This is a genomic window from Rufibacter glacialis (genome assembly GCF_008271745.1).
Lineage (GTDB): Bacteria > Bacteroidota > Bacteroidia > Cytophagales > Hymenobacteraceae > Nibribacter > Nibribacter glacialis.
Genome location: NZ_VKKZ01000023.1, coordinates 34,148 through 50,095 on the forward strand (window position 1 = coordinate 34,148; position 15,948 = coordinate 50,095).

Consider the following 15,948-nt stretch of genomic DNA (forward strand, 5'->3'; position numbering starts at 1 on the left):
TTATAAGTTTCCCCGCAGGGCTTGTTCACGTTCAATTGATTCAAAAAGGGCTTTGAAATTTCCCTTGCCAAATGATTTTGCCCCTTTGCGCTGAATCACCTCATAAAAAACGGTGGGCCGGTCTTGGGCGGGTTTGGTGAAGATCTGCAGCAGGTACCCTTCATTGTCACGGTCTACCAGTATGTTGAGGTCCTGCAAGGGCTTGAGGTCTTCCTCAATGGTGCCCACGCGGTCCAGCAGGTCTGCATAATAGGAGCTGGGCACGCTCAGGAACTCTACTCCCCGCCGGCGCAGCTCGCCCACCGTGGCCACAATATCATCGGTGGCAATGGCAATGTGCTGCACGCCGGGGCTGTGGTAATAATCAAGGTACTCCTCAATTTGCGATTTTTTCTTTCCTTCAGCAGGCTCGTTGATGGGGAACTTCACGTACCCGTTGCCGTTGCTCATGACTTTGCTCATGAGGGCAGAATATTCCGTGGAGATGTCCTCGTCATCAAAGGTGAGCAGCAACTGGAAGCCCATGACCTTGGCGTAGAAGTCTACCCAGGTGTTCATCTCTCCCCAGCCCACGTTGCCCACGCAATGGTCTACGTGCTTCAGGCCCACCGGATTTACCGGGATAGTGCTCTTCCGAGGCTTGTAACCGGGCATGAAGGCGCCAGTATAATTCTTCCGTTCCACAAACGTATGAATGGTCTCGCCGTACGTGTAGATGGAAGCCACCCGCACCTCCCCGAATTCATCAGTCAGGGTTTGGGGTTCCCCGGCAGAACGGGCCCCGCGGCTTACGGTTTCCTCATAGGATTTGTAGGCATCGTCTACCCAGAGGGCCATGACCTTGACCCCATCGCCGTGCAGGCGCACGTGCTCAGAGATAGGGGAGTCTGGCAGGAGGGAGGTGGTGAGCACGAACCTGATTTTGCCTTGCTGCAGCACATAGGAGGCACGATCGCGCACGCCGGTCTCTGGTCCGGCGTAGGCCACCAGGTCAAACCCGAAGGCGCTTTGGTAGAAATAGGCGCTCTGTTTGGCATTGCCCACATAGAATTCAATGTGGTCAGTACCGTTCAGCGGGAGGAAATCGGTTTGTTCAGCCATAGAGGGTGCTTTTAGCGGTAAAAAACAGGTTTTATGCTCAATTTTAGTAAAAATAGAATAAAAGCACAGGAAAGAAAATAGGAATTTACGGCCCGGATTTGGCCCGGCAATTTGCAAATAGCCGCAGATGTTATAAAATTTGTGAAAAATAAGAACGAATGAATATCCAAGAACTGAATACGTCACTGGTAACCATAATCCAGAAGAAGCAGGAGTTAGGCAAACTCTCTTACAATGATGATCGCTATGACGACGTGGAAGAGGAGCTGCATGATTTGGAAGATGAGTTCAACGATAACTATGGCGATTACCTGGAAGATGTCTTAGGTGATGTGCACCTGAAGGTATGCCCAGATACGGATGTGCTTCTCCCCACTGCGTACTTGCCAGAGACCCTCAACAGCGAAGGCCAGGTAGACCTTACCGGCAAGCAGGGGGTTTGGGTGGAGGCAGATGCTTTCCCTAACAAAGAAGCCCGCCTGGTGCTGGTTCCCAACCCCACCCGCCTTATCCTGAGCGTTGGCAAAACCGTGCGCCAGGAAGTGTGGAAAGCGGAATAAGCCAACCTACCACCTGACAATAGAAAAGAAATCCTCCCAAATTTCACGGCTCCTGCCAGGGTAATCCCCTACAGGAGCCTTTTCTGTTTTCAAGCTGGTTTCCCTGAAAAGAGTCAAAACGGACAGAGACGTAGGTTATGAACGTCACAGATTCTGTTTCTAAGCCCTTTTCTAAAATAAGACAAAAAACCAACAAAAGAAAAGACCCAACCAATCTCCAATCCCTGTGAAGCTTTGCGGTAGAAACTCCCCAGGTCAGCCATTCATAATAGAAAGCCTAGATAGTAGAGCTGGGGTGGGTGTTTATTTTGGGACAGCTGCCACCTGCTATCAAAGTAGATCCAAATAGAAGAATTGAACTACTACTAGGCAACAGCCAAAACCTGTGAGGTCTACTGCACTTTCCTACGCATCGCCTATTCCAGCCTTTCGCTTGAGCGCCTAGCACTCGACCGCCCCTGAGCGAAGCGAGGTGGGCGGAGTAGAGGGCACAGCGCGAGGGCGGAAGGCGGGGCCCCGCGGCCGTGAGCGCTTACCAGAAACTATGCAAAGAGCCGTACTTGGATCAACGCTAGAAGCGGAAATGCCAGGGGATTAACAAACTGCATGCACAAACCCGCTTATGTGCGGTAGAAGCGGCAGAAAGGAGCTGCTCACCTGCCTATTAGGACCGAAAACAGAAGATGCTCCTTTGAAAAGGCCTTTTCCCAGTAGGAAGACTTTCTTCCCTTCCTTGCAAATAACCTTGATTGTAAGTAACATAAGCCATGAAAAAGTATTTTTGTGGAGCTGGCTGGGTGGCCTATTTCTTCCTGATGTCCTGTGAAAGCCGTACGCCAATTCAGCAAAAAGAAATCTCTGCCCCAACAATAGGGATAACGGAGCCGCCCCAACCTTTTCCGCCTTCAGTAGACACCCTCCGGTTTACCCAAGAACCTTATAAAAGAGGAGAATACTCCTACCAACGCAGCCAGAAAGAATTCAAAGCGGGCCCTGATACCTATAAAGCCATTACCGAAGGATACAGCCTGAATGACAGTTCCTTGACAGAAATCCAAAGAGACAGCGCCGAGGGGAAACTCACGCGGGTACGCGTCATCAAGGCGCACAACCACGTGTATTCCATCACCTTGACCAAAAATGGGAAGACCCTGTACAGCAAGAAGTTTACAAAACATGATTTCCTGAAGCTGGAGAACGACGGTTTTATTATTGAGAGTGTGCCCATGGCGCCAGAGTTCAGAGGGGTTACCCAAGAGGGGAGAGTTTTGTTTGATATCTGGTTTGGGTTGCCTGCAAGTGATTTCGGAGGGATTTCCTATTTCTCCACCGACTTGAAGGGGAATCTGCTGCAGTTGGAGTCTTACAGCAGTACCGGGGGAAACGGGTGTGACGGGCAAGTGCACACCAACCCGAACCGGAAATACTTTCTCACCTGCCATACCTTGTACGGTCCCAATGGCTATGCCTTCAAGTTTGGCAAGCCAGATATGGTCACAGCCCGGTTCCTCTCAGATACTTCCTTCTTTGCCTTGTACAACTACGTGAAGTGGACTTTTACTAAAGACAAGCAGGAATGGGACGCCCTATATGACCGAACAACCAAGAACTTAATCTTCTACCACGTAAACGGCAGCCAATTGGCAAGCTATAGGTATGATGGCTTCTACAACGAGCTTGATTACGCAGTACCCACCTTCACAGTAGAAGAGGTGGGCCGGCTTTACCTGCTAGATGAGGAGACCACAACCATTCATGCTTATTCCACTTCTGATCCCCGCCAATCTCAAAGGATCCCTTTCCAGTCTCTCCAGAAACTATGGAACCGGCCCAAGGATAAAAAGTGGAAGGAGGTAGCTTTGGAGCAAACTTTCTTTGGGAAAAAGTATTCTTTCTATTTTTCTGGCGATACGTTAAAAGCCTATTTTGTCAAAGAGAGCTTCTAAAACAACAAAGCCGAGGGTAGTGCCTCGGCTTTGTTGTTTTATCTTAAAGAGGCAGGACCGACGCGAAACCAGCGGCTTTCTTCAACTTAAAATCCTAGTTTCTCCCGCACCCGCTGTAACACCGGGGCTCCAATCGCCCGGGCCTTGGCGGCACCCTCGGCCAATTTTGCGTCCACCTCGGCTAGGTTTTCCATGTAGTACTGGAAACGCTCACGAGGCTCTGCATATTTGGTAAGGATCAGGTCATAGAGTGCCTGTTTGGCGTGGCCGTAGCCATACCCGCCGGCCAGGTAATTTTGGCGCATGGTAGCCACCTGTTCCTGGTCTGCCAGCAGCGCGTATAGTTTGAAGGTGATATCAGTGTTAGGGTCTTTGGGGTCTTCCAGGCCTTTGCTGTCCGTGACAATGCTCATGATACGTTTGCGCAGCTCTTTCTCAGGCAGGAAAATATCAATGGTATTGCCGTACGACTTGCTCATCTTCTCCCCGTTGATGCCGGGTATGGTCATGACATTGTCATCTACCCGCGCCTCAGGCAAGACGAAGGTCTCCCCATAGAGGTGGTTAAAGGTACTGGCCACGTCACGGGTGATTTCAAGGTGCTGCACCTGGTCTTTCCCTACGGGCACATATTCAGCATCGTACAAGAGGATGTCAGCCGCCATGAGAATGGGGTAGGTGAACAAACCCGCGTTCACATCAGAAAGGCCCCGGCGCGCCGACTTGTCTTTGAACGAGTGAGCGTTGGCCAACATGGGGTAAGGCGCAAAGCAGCTCAGGTACCAGGTCAGTTCAGTGACTTCGGGCACATCAGACTGGCGGTAGAAAATATTCTTGTCAGTGTCAAAGCCGAAGGCCAGCCAGGCAGCCGCTACGGCGTAGGTGTTCATGCGACGCTCTTCGCCATCTCTGATGGAGGTAAGCGAATGCAGGTCAGCAATGAAGTATAGCGAGTCGTTCCCTGAAACTTTGGAAAGCTCTATCGCGGGGAGGATGGCCCCAAGCAGGTTGCCCAGGTGGGGGCGGCCCGTGCTTTGGATACCGGTAAGGATTCGTGCCATGGTCTACTGAATATTTGTACAAAGAAAGCGATTGGGAGGCAAACGGGAAAGCTTGTTCTGTTTCGGGCCGGGTTTTATTAAAACACCAGCAATACGTTACTTAAGGTAGCGGTTGATCAAATCACTTACTTCCTGGGCCCGGCTCATCACCATCAGGTGCTCCCCTCCAGGCAGGAGGTGGAGGTTGGGGAAGTCAGGAACGGGTAGGACCTTGTCCTGGGTGCCGTGGATAGCCACCGTTTTCTCAGGGCTGGCCTTGTGCCGCCAATGCAGGATCTGGGTAAGGGACCAGCGCAGGAAAGGAGTGTCTGTTTCCTGTAAGATAGAAGCCAGGATTTGCCGCTCTTCTTTGGATTTCGCCCCGAAAACCCAACTAGCCGGCCCAACCCAGCTTTTGAACCAACCCAGCGGCAGCCATTTCTGCATGTGCACGGCACCCGCCCATTGGTAATGCCAGGGCAACTCCTGGGTGTTGGTCAGGCTGGAGAGCAGGATCAAACGTTTCACGGGCATTTGCTTCGCCATTTCCTGGATCACCATTCCCCCAAAGCTCAGCCCAATAAGGATAGGCGGTTCCTGTCCGGGCACTATCTGCTGCCTAAGCTTTTGGGCATAGGAAGCCATGGTGTCTTGCCGGTCAGGAGTAACCCATTGGATCACCAGTGGCGAAGGGTGGTGCAGCCTTAGGAACTTGAACAGGCGTTCATCGGCGCAAAGCCCGCTCAGGAGGTAAAGGGGAGGGTGCTGCATAGAAGGCTTTTTGGAAAAGGACCAGGAAAACGGGAAGGATAGAGGTTAGGCCAAATGGCTTTCGGGGGGCGGTTCATTCTCTGAGGCCAGGTACCGGTCAATGCCCGCATGGGCTAAATACAATACGGGGGTAAGCAGCACCGCCACGGTGAATTTGTACAGGTAGTTGATCACAGCCACGGAAAGAACCAGTTTCAGGTCCCAGTTGCCAAACAGGTAAAAGGCGATGAACAGCACCACCACGGTGTCTACCAACTGCGACACCAAGGTGGACCCGGTAGCCCTAAGCCAGATCTTGCGGCTGCCGGTAAGGTTCCTGAGCCAGTGAAACACTTGGGCATCTAACAATTGGCCCAACAGGAACGCCACCAAAGACCCAAGGATGATGCCCAGCCCCTGCCGGAAAACCTTGTTAAACGCATAGTCCATGTCAAAGGAAGTACCGTTGGGGCCCTGGTTGTTGAGCTCTTGCCAGAACTGGGCTGGAGGCAAGGCCGTCACCACCACAATGACCAAAAAGGCATAGGCAATGAGCGCGGCCGTGAGAAAACTGATCCGTTTCACCCCGCTTTTGCCAAAATACTCATTGATGATGTCAGTGGTAATGAAGACGACCGGCCAGATAATCACCCCCGCCGTGAGGTTGAAGTCATAGTTGGCGCCCATGACGGGTATTTGCGCCCCGGGTAGGCCGAATATGCCTTCCCCGGAAAAAATCTTCACCCCAATCAACTCTGCCAGCAACGCATTGGTCAGGAAAATACCGCACAAGACCATGAAGAGTTGTCTTTTCTTGTAGGCCATGTTTGATCCGAAAGAAGGAATTTGCTGCATAACCAAATAGAAGGAAGAGGTAGAGGAAATAACAGCCGCAAAGATGGTAGAAACACAGTTAATATGAAACGGGCCTGGAAAAAGGGCCTTCACATGGTACCTGGTATTTTGCTACTGGTTTTCTGAAAATACCCGGTTAATGAAGGCCAAATTATTGGAAGAGAACAGGTCCGTCTTGTATCCCTTGCTCCAGAGTAGAACGATCTCTTGTAGTGGCTCAATTGGAGGCAGAAGAAAGGCAACCGCTTCAAGAAATGGCAAAGGTCCAATCCTATGGGATTGCCATAATCGCTTGAAGGATATTGCCTTAGTCAAGGATACTGATGGTTTTTCCTTCCGTCGCTAAGGCCGTATTGGGGAAAATGGCTTGTGCCTCACTAAGAAGAGGGTTCAGGTCTTTGTACCTGGCCGAGAAATGGCCAATGAGCAACCTGCGTACCTGGGCTTTCTCCGCTAAGGTGGCCGCCTGGGCAGCCGTACTATGGAAGGTATGCGTGGCCCGGTGCTCCAGATCGCTTAGAAAGGTAGATTCATGGTACAGCAGATCCACTCCCTGCACCAGGGGTAGAATGTCTTCCTTGTATTTAGTGTCTGAGCAGTAGGCGTAACTGCGGCTGCGTTTGGGCGCGGTGGTCACATCTTGGTTCCGTACCAAAACCTCCCCCTGTTCATTCACAATGTCTTCGCCCCATTTGAGGCGCACCAACTGCGGAGGGGTAAGAAACGCAGGCAGCTTTCCTTTGAGAAGATGCCGGGGTTTTGGTTTCTCCCGGAACAGGAAACCACAACACGGTACCCGGTGCTGCATGGGCAAGGTATGCACCGTCAGGTGTTTGTCTTCAAAGATTTTCTTGCAGACCGTGGTGTCCACCTCCACAAAATTGACAGGGTAGGGGAGTTGGGTGCCGCCGTATTTGAATTGGAGGGTGATGATTTCCGCCAAGCCCTTGGGCCCGAACAGGTTCAGGTGGTTTGTCCGTTGCTGCAGGTGCATGGTGGAGAGCAAGCCGGCTAACCCAAAATAATGGTCACCGTGGAGGTGACTTATAAAGATATTACAAATGCGCTGATGCTTTACTTTGTAACGCATCAGCTGCATTTGTGTACCTTCTCCGCAATCAATCAGGTTGAGCTGATTGCCAACTGTGAGTAGTTGGGCGGTATGATTTCTTTCAAAAGACGGGGTGGCAGAAGAGCTCCCAAGTATTTTCAGCTCAAAGTCCAAACTGCGGCCCGCTTAGGTAATCTATTCTTCTTTTTTGGTAAGATCGCTTTCAATCTCATGCAGAAACACACGGTCAATGCCTTCCTCTACCGTAGGCAGAATGTTCAGGACAGACTCCAGTTTAGAGATAGTGATCAATTTAGTAACGTGCTCTTGCAAGCCAGTCAGGATCAGAACCCCTCCCGAAGAATTGCAAAGGCGGTTGGCTATCAGGATAGAAGACAGGCCAGAGGAATCAGTATATTTTACGTTGGTAAGATCCAGGATCAGGTTAGTAATACCTTCTGCATTCAACTTCACAAACTCAGACTTCAAATCAGGAGCGATCGTGGTGTCTAGTTTTTTTTCATCTATGGTGATGATGGTGTAATTTTCTTTTTTATCTATTGTGTACTTCATAAGTAACAGCAAAAAGGTTTAGAATGCGAATCTACCAATTTTTGGTGGAATATCTTTAACAAAGTAAGTTAAAAAATGTTGGCCGCAATGGTTTCTTGCAGCGTATGTGGCTGGCTGGCATAGTCTTGGGGGGAGAACTTTTTGCCTAACAACTGCTCGTATAATTCTATGTAGCGCTGAGAGATCTCGGTGACTTTAGCGTCAGTCATTTCTGGGACCTGCTGGCCGTCTTTTCCCTGAAATCCATTCTCTATGAGCCACTGACGTACAAATTCCTTTGAAAGTTGTCGCTGGGGCTGCTGGTTTTTCTGCCGCTCTTCATAACCCTCTGAGTAAAAGAACCTTGACGAATCAGGGGTGTGGATTTCATCTATCACATAAAGGATGCCATCTGCTTTGCCAAACTCATATTTGGTGTCTACCAAGATCAGGCCCCGCTCTGCCGCCAACTCACTTCCTTTTTGGAACAAGGCCCTGGTGTAGGCTTCCAGCTGTAGGTAGTCTTCTTCAGACACAATGCCCTGGCGCAGGATTTCCTCCCGAGAGATGTCCTCGTCATGGCCTTCGGCGGCTTTGGTGGTAGGCGTGATGATGGGTTCAGGGAACGGGTCGTTTTCCTGCAGTCCGTTGGGCATAGGTACGCCGCAAAGCGTGCGCTTCCCGGCACTGTATTCACGCCAGGCATGGCCCGCCAGATAGCCCCTGATCACCATTTCCACTTTGAAGGTCTCGCATTGCCGGCCAATGGTGACATTGGGGGCCGGGTGGCGCAATACCCAGTTGGGAACCACACTAGCCGTAGCCTCCAGAAAAGAGGCGGCAATCTGATTCAGCACCTGTCCTTTGTAGGGGATGGCCCGCGGCAGCACTACGTCAAACGCTGAGATACGATCAGTGGCCACTAAGGCCAGCTTGTCCTGAAAGTAATACACATCCCGAACCTTGCCTCGGTAAAACCCCGTCTGCTGGGGAAAGTGGAAATTGGTTTCTTTTAAAGCTTGCATGGCAATTGACTAAGGGAGGCAAAGTTAGGAAAGGATAGAGAGGAGGCAAGAATATTTCAATTTTGTTGGCGGCCCGGCTTAGACCTCCATTTACTAACATTTGTTGGTTTTTGAAAATTATTTACACTTTTTTTCTGAATTTATTTGCGGGTAAGGATTTCGTTGATAGATTTGCAGCATCAAGTCAATTATCTAGGTAGTTGATTTATAAAGAAGAGCGGAGAGACAGGCTCAATGAAGCTCTAGCAACCTACCAGCCGTGTAAGGTGCTAATTCCTGAACCCAATGGACATATTGCCACTTGGGGAATATAAATTGATACGAAGATGGAAAATCAATTCAACGCCACTTCTGACAATGCAGCGCCGCGCCTGACCATGGCGGCACTTGGTTCTACACCAACTTCTTTCCCATCCATTTTGCGAATGTGCAACACGTCCATTGGGGACATTTGTTGCTGTTGTCGCTAATCCCCTTTCGTTAAATTCTTATTTCTCAGGGGCCTGACGCATAGCGGCAGGAGGAAACCTGTTGTCTATTCCTTTTCTGGCTCTTGAATTTGTTCAATTTTCTAATTGTAACCTGATACGATCATGTCTTCATCATACCGTTTTGAAACCCTTCAGCTGCACGCTGGCCAAGAAATAGATCCTACCACTCGTTCACGGGCGGTGCCTATCTACCAAACCACTTCTTACGTTTTTGAGAACGCAGAGCATGGGGCTAACCTGTTCGCCCTGAAACAGTTCGGGAACATCTACACCCGCATCATGAACCCAACCACTGATGTGTTTGAGAAACGCATTGCCGCCCTGGAAGGTGGGGTGGCGGCCGTGGCCGTAGGTTCAGGGCAGGCTGCCCAGTTCATCGCGCTCAATAACATTCTGCAGGCCGGTGATAACTTCATTGCCTCCAGCAACCTATATGGCGGTTCCTATAACCAATTCAAAGTAGCTTTCAAGCGCCTGGGAATTGAGGTGCGGTTCGCTAAAAACGATGAGCCCGCTACTTATGCCGCTCTGATTGACGAGAACACCAAGGCGCTGTACCTGGAAACCATTGGCAACCCCCGCTTCAACATTCCTGATTTTGAGTCTATTGCGGCGGTAGCGGCAGGGCACAACCTTCCGCTGGTGGTAGACAACACATTCGGAGCCGGCGGGTACCTGTTCCGTCCGTTAGAGCACGGGGCCAACGTAGTGGTGGCATCCGCTACCAAATGGATTGGCGGCCACGGCACCAGCCTAGGCGGCGTAATCGTAGACGGCGGAAACTTCAACTGGGGCAACGGTAAATTCCCGCAGTTCAGTGAGCCGTCAGAAGGGTACCACGGCCTCAATTTCTGGGAGGTGTTCGGCGCTGGCGGGCCTTTCGGTAACATCGCGTTCGCCATCAGGGCGCGGGTGGAAGGTCTGCGGGATTTCGGACCGGCGTTGAGCCCTTTCAATTCTTTCCAATTGATCCAGGGGCTGGAAACCCTTTCGCTGCGGGTAGACCGCACCGTACAGAATGCCCAGGCCCTGGCAGAATGGCTGGAGAAACACCCGCTCGTGGAGAGCGTGAACTACCCAGGCCTGGCCTCCAGCCCTTACCATGAGCTGGCCAAGAAATACCTGAAGCGCGGGTTTGGCGGCGTGCTGAGCTTCAACCTGAAAGGTGGCAAAGAAGAAGCCGAGGTGTTTGTGAACAGCCTGGAATTGGTGAGCCACCTGGCCAACGTGGGTGACGCTAAAACCCTGATCATCCACCCTGCTTCCACCACGCACCAGCAACTCAATGAAGAGGAGCAACTCTCGGCGGGGGTGAACCCCACGCTGCTGCGGGTGTCAGCGGGCATTGAGCACCTGGATGATATCAAGGCAGACTTTGAACAGGCGTTTGCCAAAGTAAAAATACGCCAACCCAAGTTAGAGGCTTTAAGTGAGTAGTGGCCATGTTGAAAGGACGCGTTTTTACTTATACAGATGAATTCACGTTGGAGTCTGGGCAATCTTTGCCCGGCTTCCAACTCTTCTACACCACCTGGGGCACCCTGAACGAAGACCGCAGCAACGTGGTGTGGGTATGCCATGCCTTTACCGGCAACGCCTTCGTGAAAGATTGGTGGGAGGGGCTTTTTGGCGAAGGGAAGACTTTTGACCCGGCCAAGGACTTCATTGTGTGCGCCAATTCTTTGGGCAGCTGCTATGGGTCTACCGGGCCGTTAAGCATCAACCCAGATACCGGCAAACCCTACTACCATGCCTTTCCTACATTGACCAACAGAGATGTGGTGCGGGCGTTTGACGCTTTGCGGACCCATTTGGAAATAGAGCAGATAAACGTGTTGATAGGCGGTTCCATTGGGGGGCAGCAAGCTCTGGAGTGGGCAGTAGAGTACCCAGATGTGGCAAGACGGTTGGTACAGATTGCGGCCAATGCCCGCCAAACCCCTTGGGCCATCGCCCTCAATGAAAGCCAGCGCATGGCCATTGAGCAGGACGTGACCTGGCAACTGGCCACTGATGATGCCGGTCTGGAAGGCATGAAAACCGCCCGTTCCGTGGCCCTGCTGTCTTACCGCACCTACAACTCCTATAACCAGGCCCAGAAAGAAACTTCTGCCAACCTGCAACAGCAGTACCGGGCGGCCTCTTACCAGCAGTACCAGGGCGAGAAACTGGCCAAGCGCTTCAACGCTTTTTCTTACTGGCACTTCACCAAGATGATGGACAGCCACCACGTGGGCCGCAACCGGGGCGGACTGGAAACCGCTTTGGGTCGTGTGCAGGCAGATACGCTGGTGATAGGGGTAGACTCAGATCAACTGTTCCCCCTCAATGAGCAGCGGTTCGTGGCCAAGTACATTCCCCGGGCTACGTTTCAGGTGATCCAGTCCTTGGCCGGGCATGATGGCTTTCTGCTGGAGACTCCCCAGCTCACTACCCTGATAGATTCCTTTTTACAGAAAAAACAACAGAGAAAAACATGGATTCCCACCGTCTTTTAAAAATCGGCTTGTTCGGGTTTGGCTGCGTAGGTCAAGGATTGTATGACATCCTCTCCAGAGAAGAGACCCTTCCTTTCAAGGTAGAGCGTATCTGCGTGAAAGACCCCAAAAAATTGCGGCCTTTACCGGCAGAGAACTTCACCTATGACTGGCAACAAGTGCTGCAGGATGAAAGCCTGGACCTTCTGGTAGAAGCCATCAGCGACGCTGAGGAAGCCTTTGCCATTGTGGCCGAAGCCTTGCGCCAGGGGAAAAAAGTGGTGACCGCGAATAAAAAGCTGGTGGCCTTCCATTTGCCGGAGCTCCTGGCTCTGCAGGAGGAATTTGGCGGCACCTTGTTGTACGAGGCAGCCGTAGCCGGAGGCATTCCCATCATCAGAACCGTGGAGGAGTATTTCTCCAACGAACCGCTGGAGCGGGTGCACGGGATCTTGAACGGTTCCTCTAACTATATCTTAAGCCAGATTTTCCTGTTGCAGAAAGGCTACGCCGAAGCGTTGAAAGAAGCGCAGGACAAAGGCTTCGCCGAATTGGATCCCTGGTTGGATGTAGCCGGCGCCGATTCCCGCCATAAGCTCTGCATTTTGACGGCCCACGCCTTCGGGAAAACCATTGCCCCCGAGGATGTCGCCTTCTTCGGGATAGATTACCTCAATGACCAGGACGTGGAATATGCCAAGCAGGATGGTTCCGTGATCAAGATGGTGGCTTCTGCCCACCTGACCGCTGATGGCGAATTGGTGCCCGTGGTACTGCCCAGCCTGGTAGATGCCTCAGATGACTTGTTTGTGGTAGAGCAGGAATTCAACGGCGTGGTAGTGCAAGGCGCCTATTCAGGACCACAGTTGTTCAAGGGTCGCGGCGCCGGAGGGCACCCCACTGGAGCCGCCGTTCTTTCAGACATCGTCTCTATCTCAAAAGGCTATTCTTACGGGTACAAGAAGCTGCACAAAACCACCAATGCTCCGGCCTTGGCCCTGGATTTTGAATTGGAAGTATATTTGAGAAGCACTGAACCGGAACTGGTGGTAGCCTTGGGCTTAACCAACCTCCAGAATGTGCAGCGGGAAAATGAATCTTTCAGTGTGCTGGGAACGGTTACCCTAGGCAATCTGATCAAAGCCCAAGACGAGATCAGGAAAGCCGGCGCCTATATCATGGCCCTGTCTTCCGACTTCGTGAACGCGGGCGTGAAGAAATCAAAAGAGCGCGTGCATGCCTCATAATATAAGATAATGAAATAAACCAAAAGGGTTTAGCCACCCTTAGAAAGTAGCTTGTTTAGTTTGTTCGTTTTATCTGCGTCAGCACCCAACTTCCACGTTGGGTGTTTTCGTTTTTGGTTGATTTTAAGAAAAAAGGCCTGAAACCCTTTCCTGTTTCTGTCCCTCTATGGAGGCTTTACCTATGCTCCATTGCCAAAGACCACATATAAAAGTAAATCCCGTTTAGGAAGCGTTTTCAATAAAACACTCCTCAAACTGGATTTACTTTTAACCGGAAGCAAAGCTTCGTTAAGATAGATTAGTCCAGATAAATGGCTTTTACGCGGTCACGGAGGTTGTATTCAGAGACCATTACTTCGCCGTAAGCACCCGCGGTTCTGATGGCCACCAGGTCTCCGCGTTTCGTCTCAGGCAGTTCTGTGTCTTTAGAGAAACAGTCGGTTGATTCGCAGATGGGGCCTACCACATCATAGGTCATGGGGGGCAACTGGCTGCTCAGGTTCTCAATCTTGTGGTACGCCTGGTAAAGAGCCGGGCGCATCAACTCGGTCATGCCCGCATCCAGAATCACGAAATTGGTTTTCTGACCGTGCTTCAGGTACAGCACTTTAGAGACCAGGGTGCCACTGGGGGCCACCAGGGCGCGGCCTAACTCAAAATGCACCACCTGGCCTGGCCGTTTCTCCAGCAGTTTATGGAAAACGGCAAAATACGCCGCGAAGTCCGCGATGGGGTTTCCGTCTGGGTTTTGGTAATCCACGCCTAAACCACCGCCTACGTTTAGGTGCGGGAAAACCAATCCTTTAGCCTCAAACCACTGCTGCAGTTCATTCACCCGCACACACAGGTTTTCAAAAGCGGTCAGGTCCATGATCTGCGACCCAATGTGGAAGTGCAGGCCAATGAGCTTCAGGTTGGGCCACTCCGAAAAGCGCGGCACCAGTTCTTCCAGTTCCCAGGCATTGATCCCGAACTTGTTTTCCTCCAGCCCCGTGGTGATGTGCTTGTGCGTGTAGGCATCCACGTTGGGGTTGATGCGCAAGGCAACCTGCGCGGTTTTCCCTTTAGCCGCGGCCAGTTCCTGGATGACCTCCAATTCCTGCACCGATTCTGAGTTGAAGCAGAAGATGTTCGCCTCCAGGGCGAAGTTGATTTCCGCGTCAGACTTGCCTACGCCCGCAAACACAATCTGGTCAGGGGTGAAACCCGCTTCCAAAGCCCGGCGTACCTCGTTGCCGCTCACGCAGTCCGCCCCGAACCCTCTTTCCAGCACTTCGGCCAGAATAGGGGAGTTGGCGTTGGCCTTCAAGGCATAGTGCACATGGTAGCCATATTGCGTGGCTTCGGCCTTTGCCGCGTCCAAGGTTTGGCGCAGCAGGGCTAGGTCATAGGCGTAGAAAGGGGTGGGGTGCTGGGCGAAGGTAGTCAAATGCTCTCTACGCATTCGCTTCCTCCTTTTCCTGAAATACCCCCTCATTGATGGAGAGCAAAGCCTCTTCTTTGGTGTTGGTGTTCACCAAAAAGCTGATGTTGTTCTTGCTTCCGCCGTAGGAGATCATACGCAACGGGATGTGGCGCAACGACTGCACCACGCGCAGCGCAGCCCCCGGACGGTCTTCCATGAAGTCACCCACCACGCAGACAATGGTCAGATCTGAGTCTATCTCCACAGAACCGAAGCGCTGCAAAGCCTCCGTGATCTCAGGCAGATAGGTAGCGTTGTCAATAGTGAGCGACACGGCCACCTCTGAGGTGGTGATCATGTCAATGGGCGTTTTGAACCGCTCAAATACCTCAAACACGCTACGCAAAAAACCATAGGCCAACAACATGCGGCTTGATTTGATCTTGATAGCAATGATGCCGTCTTTGGCCGCTACTGCCTTTATCTTGTGGCCGCTTCTCTTGGAAGAGATGGTGGTGCCCGGGGCCTCTGGTTGCATGGTGTTCAACAGGCGCACCGGAATGTTGTGCTGCTGGGCCGGCAGAATACTGGACGGGTGCAGGATTTTCGCACCGAAGTAAGCCAACTCCGCTGCCTCGTCAAAAGAGAGTTCGGCAATAGGGTAGGTGTTCTTTACAATGCGCGGGTCATTGTTGTGCATGCCGTCAATATCGGTCCAGATCTGGATCTCAGAGGCTTTCACGGCTGCGCCGATGATAGAGGCGGTGTAGTCACTGCCGCCGCGCTTGAGGTTATCAATCTCATTTTTGGCGTTCCGGCAGATGTAGCCCTGGGTGATGAACAGCTGGTTATCTGGGTATTGCTCCAGTTGCTTTCTCAGGTTCTCCCGGATGTAGGCGTGGTCAGGCTCTTCGTCTGGGGTGATCTTCATGAACTCCAGCGCCGGCAGCAGCACCGAAGAAATCCCGTTCTCGTGCTGGAAAATCTGGAATAGCTGGGTAGAAAGCAATTCGCCCTGGGCCAAAATAATTTTCTCTGAGGCCGGGGAAAAAGGATGGTCAAAGCACGCCCTGATTTGAGTGAAAACCGTTTGAATAACCTGTTTCCCCTTTTCCTTTGATGCATCCTGTTTATATAGATCTGCGATCACCTGTTTATAGTGATGCTCCAGTTGGTTTGTGAGAGAGTCGGCCTGGGCCACGTCGCCAAGCGCCAGTTGCTGCCCTATCTGCACCAGGTGGTTGGTGGTGCCAGACATAGCTGACAGTACCACGATCACCGGCTCCTGGGTAGGAAGCAATTGTGAGACAGCACTCATCCGTTCCGCAGAACCGACGGAGGTGCCCCCAAATTTCATGATTTTCATAGAAATAAAATAAAACCTGCGAATTTAATAAATGAATTGGGGATTATTAACAGAAAACCCCATCCCAAACTAAATTTTAAAT

At 51.6% G+C, this 15,948-nt stretch carries 14 protein-coding genes and 1 riboswitch; of the genes, 5 read left to right on the plus strand and 9 right to left on the minus strand.

Going from position 1 to position 15,948, the window contains the following annotated elements:
- On the minus strand, positions 1-1,101 hold the full coding sequence (gene hppD / locus FOE74_RS16170) for a 4-hydroxyphenylpyruvate dioxygenase (RefSeq protein ID WP_149099681.1): 1,101 nt from the start codon (positions 1,099-1,101) through the stop codon (positions 1-3).
- 158 nt (positions 1,102-1,259) lie between these two features.
- On the opposite strand from hppD, the gene FOE74_RS16175 reads away from it, so the two are divergent.
- Positions 1,260-1,661 (plus strand): hypothetical protein, encoded by a 402-nt coding sequence (locus tag FOE74_RS16175; RefSeq protein ID WP_149099682.1) that lies wholly within the window; start codon positions 1,260-1,262, stop codon positions 1,659-1,661.
- Between the two features lie 767 nt (positions 1,662-2,428).
- Entirely contained in the window at positions 2,429-3,607 is a 1,179-nt protein-coding gene (locus FOE74_RS16180) for a hypothetical protein (RefSeq protein WP_149099683.1), read from the plus strand.
- 86 nt (positions 3,608-3,693) lie between these two features.
- On the opposite strand, the gene trpS is transcribed toward FOE74_RS16180, so the two are convergent.
- From trpS to FOE74_RS16210, 6 genes are all read right to left on the minus strand, one after another.
- A complete protein-coding gene (trpS, locus tag FOE74_RS16185; RefSeq protein WP_149099684.1) occupies positions 3,694-4,668 on the minus strand; it encodes a tryptophan--tRNA ligase in 975 nt (324 codons plus the stop codon).
- A gap of 96 nt (positions 4,669-4,764) precedes the next feature.
- Positions 4,765-5,418 (minus strand): alpha/beta fold hydrolase, encoded by a 654-nt coding sequence (locus FOE74_RS16190; protein ID WP_149099685.1) that lies wholly within the window; start codon positions 5,416-5,418, stop codon positions 4,765-4,767.
- 45 nt (positions 5,419-5,463) lie between these two features.
- Entirely contained in the window at positions 5,464-6,222 is a 759-nt protein-coding gene (locus FOE74_RS16195; protein WP_225840856.1) for a queuosine precursor transporter, read from the minus strand.
- Between the two features lie 337 nt (positions 6,223-6,559).
- Positions 6,560-7,477 (minus strand): ribonuclease Z, encoded by a 918-nt coding sequence (locus FOE74_RS16200; RefSeq protein ID WP_149099687.1) that lies wholly within the window; start codon positions 7,475-7,477, stop codon positions 6,560-6,562.
- Between the two features lie 21 nt (positions 7,478-7,498).
- Complete coding sequence (locus tag FOE74_RS16205) at positions 7,499-7,876, minus strand: STAS domain-containing protein (protein WP_062545662.1); 378 nt, start codon at positions 7,874-7,876, stop codon at positions 7,499-7,501.
- A gap of 68 nt (positions 7,877-7,944) precedes the next feature.
- Positions 7,945-8,880, minus strand: a complete 936-nt coding sequence (locus FOE74_RS16210) for a phosphoribosylaminoimidazolesuccinocarboxamide synthase (RefSeq protein WP_149099688.1) — start codon at positions 8,878-8,880, stop codon at positions 7,945-7,947.
- A 202-nt stretch (positions 8,881-9,082) separates the two neighbouring features.
- Positions 9,083-9,197, plus strand: a riboswitch (SAM riboswitch).
- A gap of 276 nt (positions 9,198-9,473) precedes the next feature.
- On the opposite strand from FOE74_RS16210, the gene FOE74_RS16215 reads away from it, so the two are divergent.
- The 3 genes from FOE74_RS16215 to FOE74_RS16225 are packed head-to-tail and all read left to right on the plus strand — an operon-like array spanning position 9,474 to position 13,095.
- Positions 9,474-10,808 (plus strand): O-acetylhomoserine aminocarboxypropyltransferase/cysteine synthase family protein, encoded by a 1,335-nt coding sequence (locus FOE74_RS16215; RefSeq protein WP_149099689.1) that lies wholly within the window; start codon positions 9,474-9,476, stop codon positions 10,806-10,808.
- Positions 10,809-10,813: 5 nt separating this feature from the next.
- Entirely contained in the window at positions 10,814-11,869 is a 1,056-nt protein-coding gene (gene metX, locus FOE74_RS16220) for a homoserine O-acetyltransferase MetX (protein WP_149099690.1), read from the plus strand.
- Positions 11,848-13,095, plus strand: a complete 1,248-nt coding sequence (locus FOE74_RS16225) for a homoserine dehydrogenase (RefSeq protein WP_149099691.1) — start codon at positions 11,848-11,850, stop codon at positions 13,093-13,095. The genes metX and FOE74_RS16225 overlap by 22 nt, the downstream gene beginning before the upstream one ends.
- Before the next feature lie 298 nt (positions 13,096-13,393).
- Here FOE74_RS16225 and lysA read toward each other — a convergent pair whose 3' ends face one another.
- Both lysA and FOE74_RS16235 read right to left on the minus strand, forming a co-directional pair.
- Entirely contained in the window at positions 13,394-14,539 is a 1,146-nt protein-coding gene (gene lysA, locus FOE74_RS16230) for a diaminopimelate decarboxylase (RefSeq protein WP_149099692.1), read from the minus strand.
- A complete protein-coding gene (locus tag FOE74_RS16235; RefSeq protein ID WP_149099693.1) occupies positions 14,532-15,866 on the minus strand; it encodes an aspartate kinase in 1,335 nt (444 codons plus the stop codon). The genes lysA and FOE74_RS16235 overlap by 8 nt, the downstream gene beginning before the upstream one ends.
- Between the last annotated feature and the right edge of the window lie 82 nt (positions 15,867-15,948).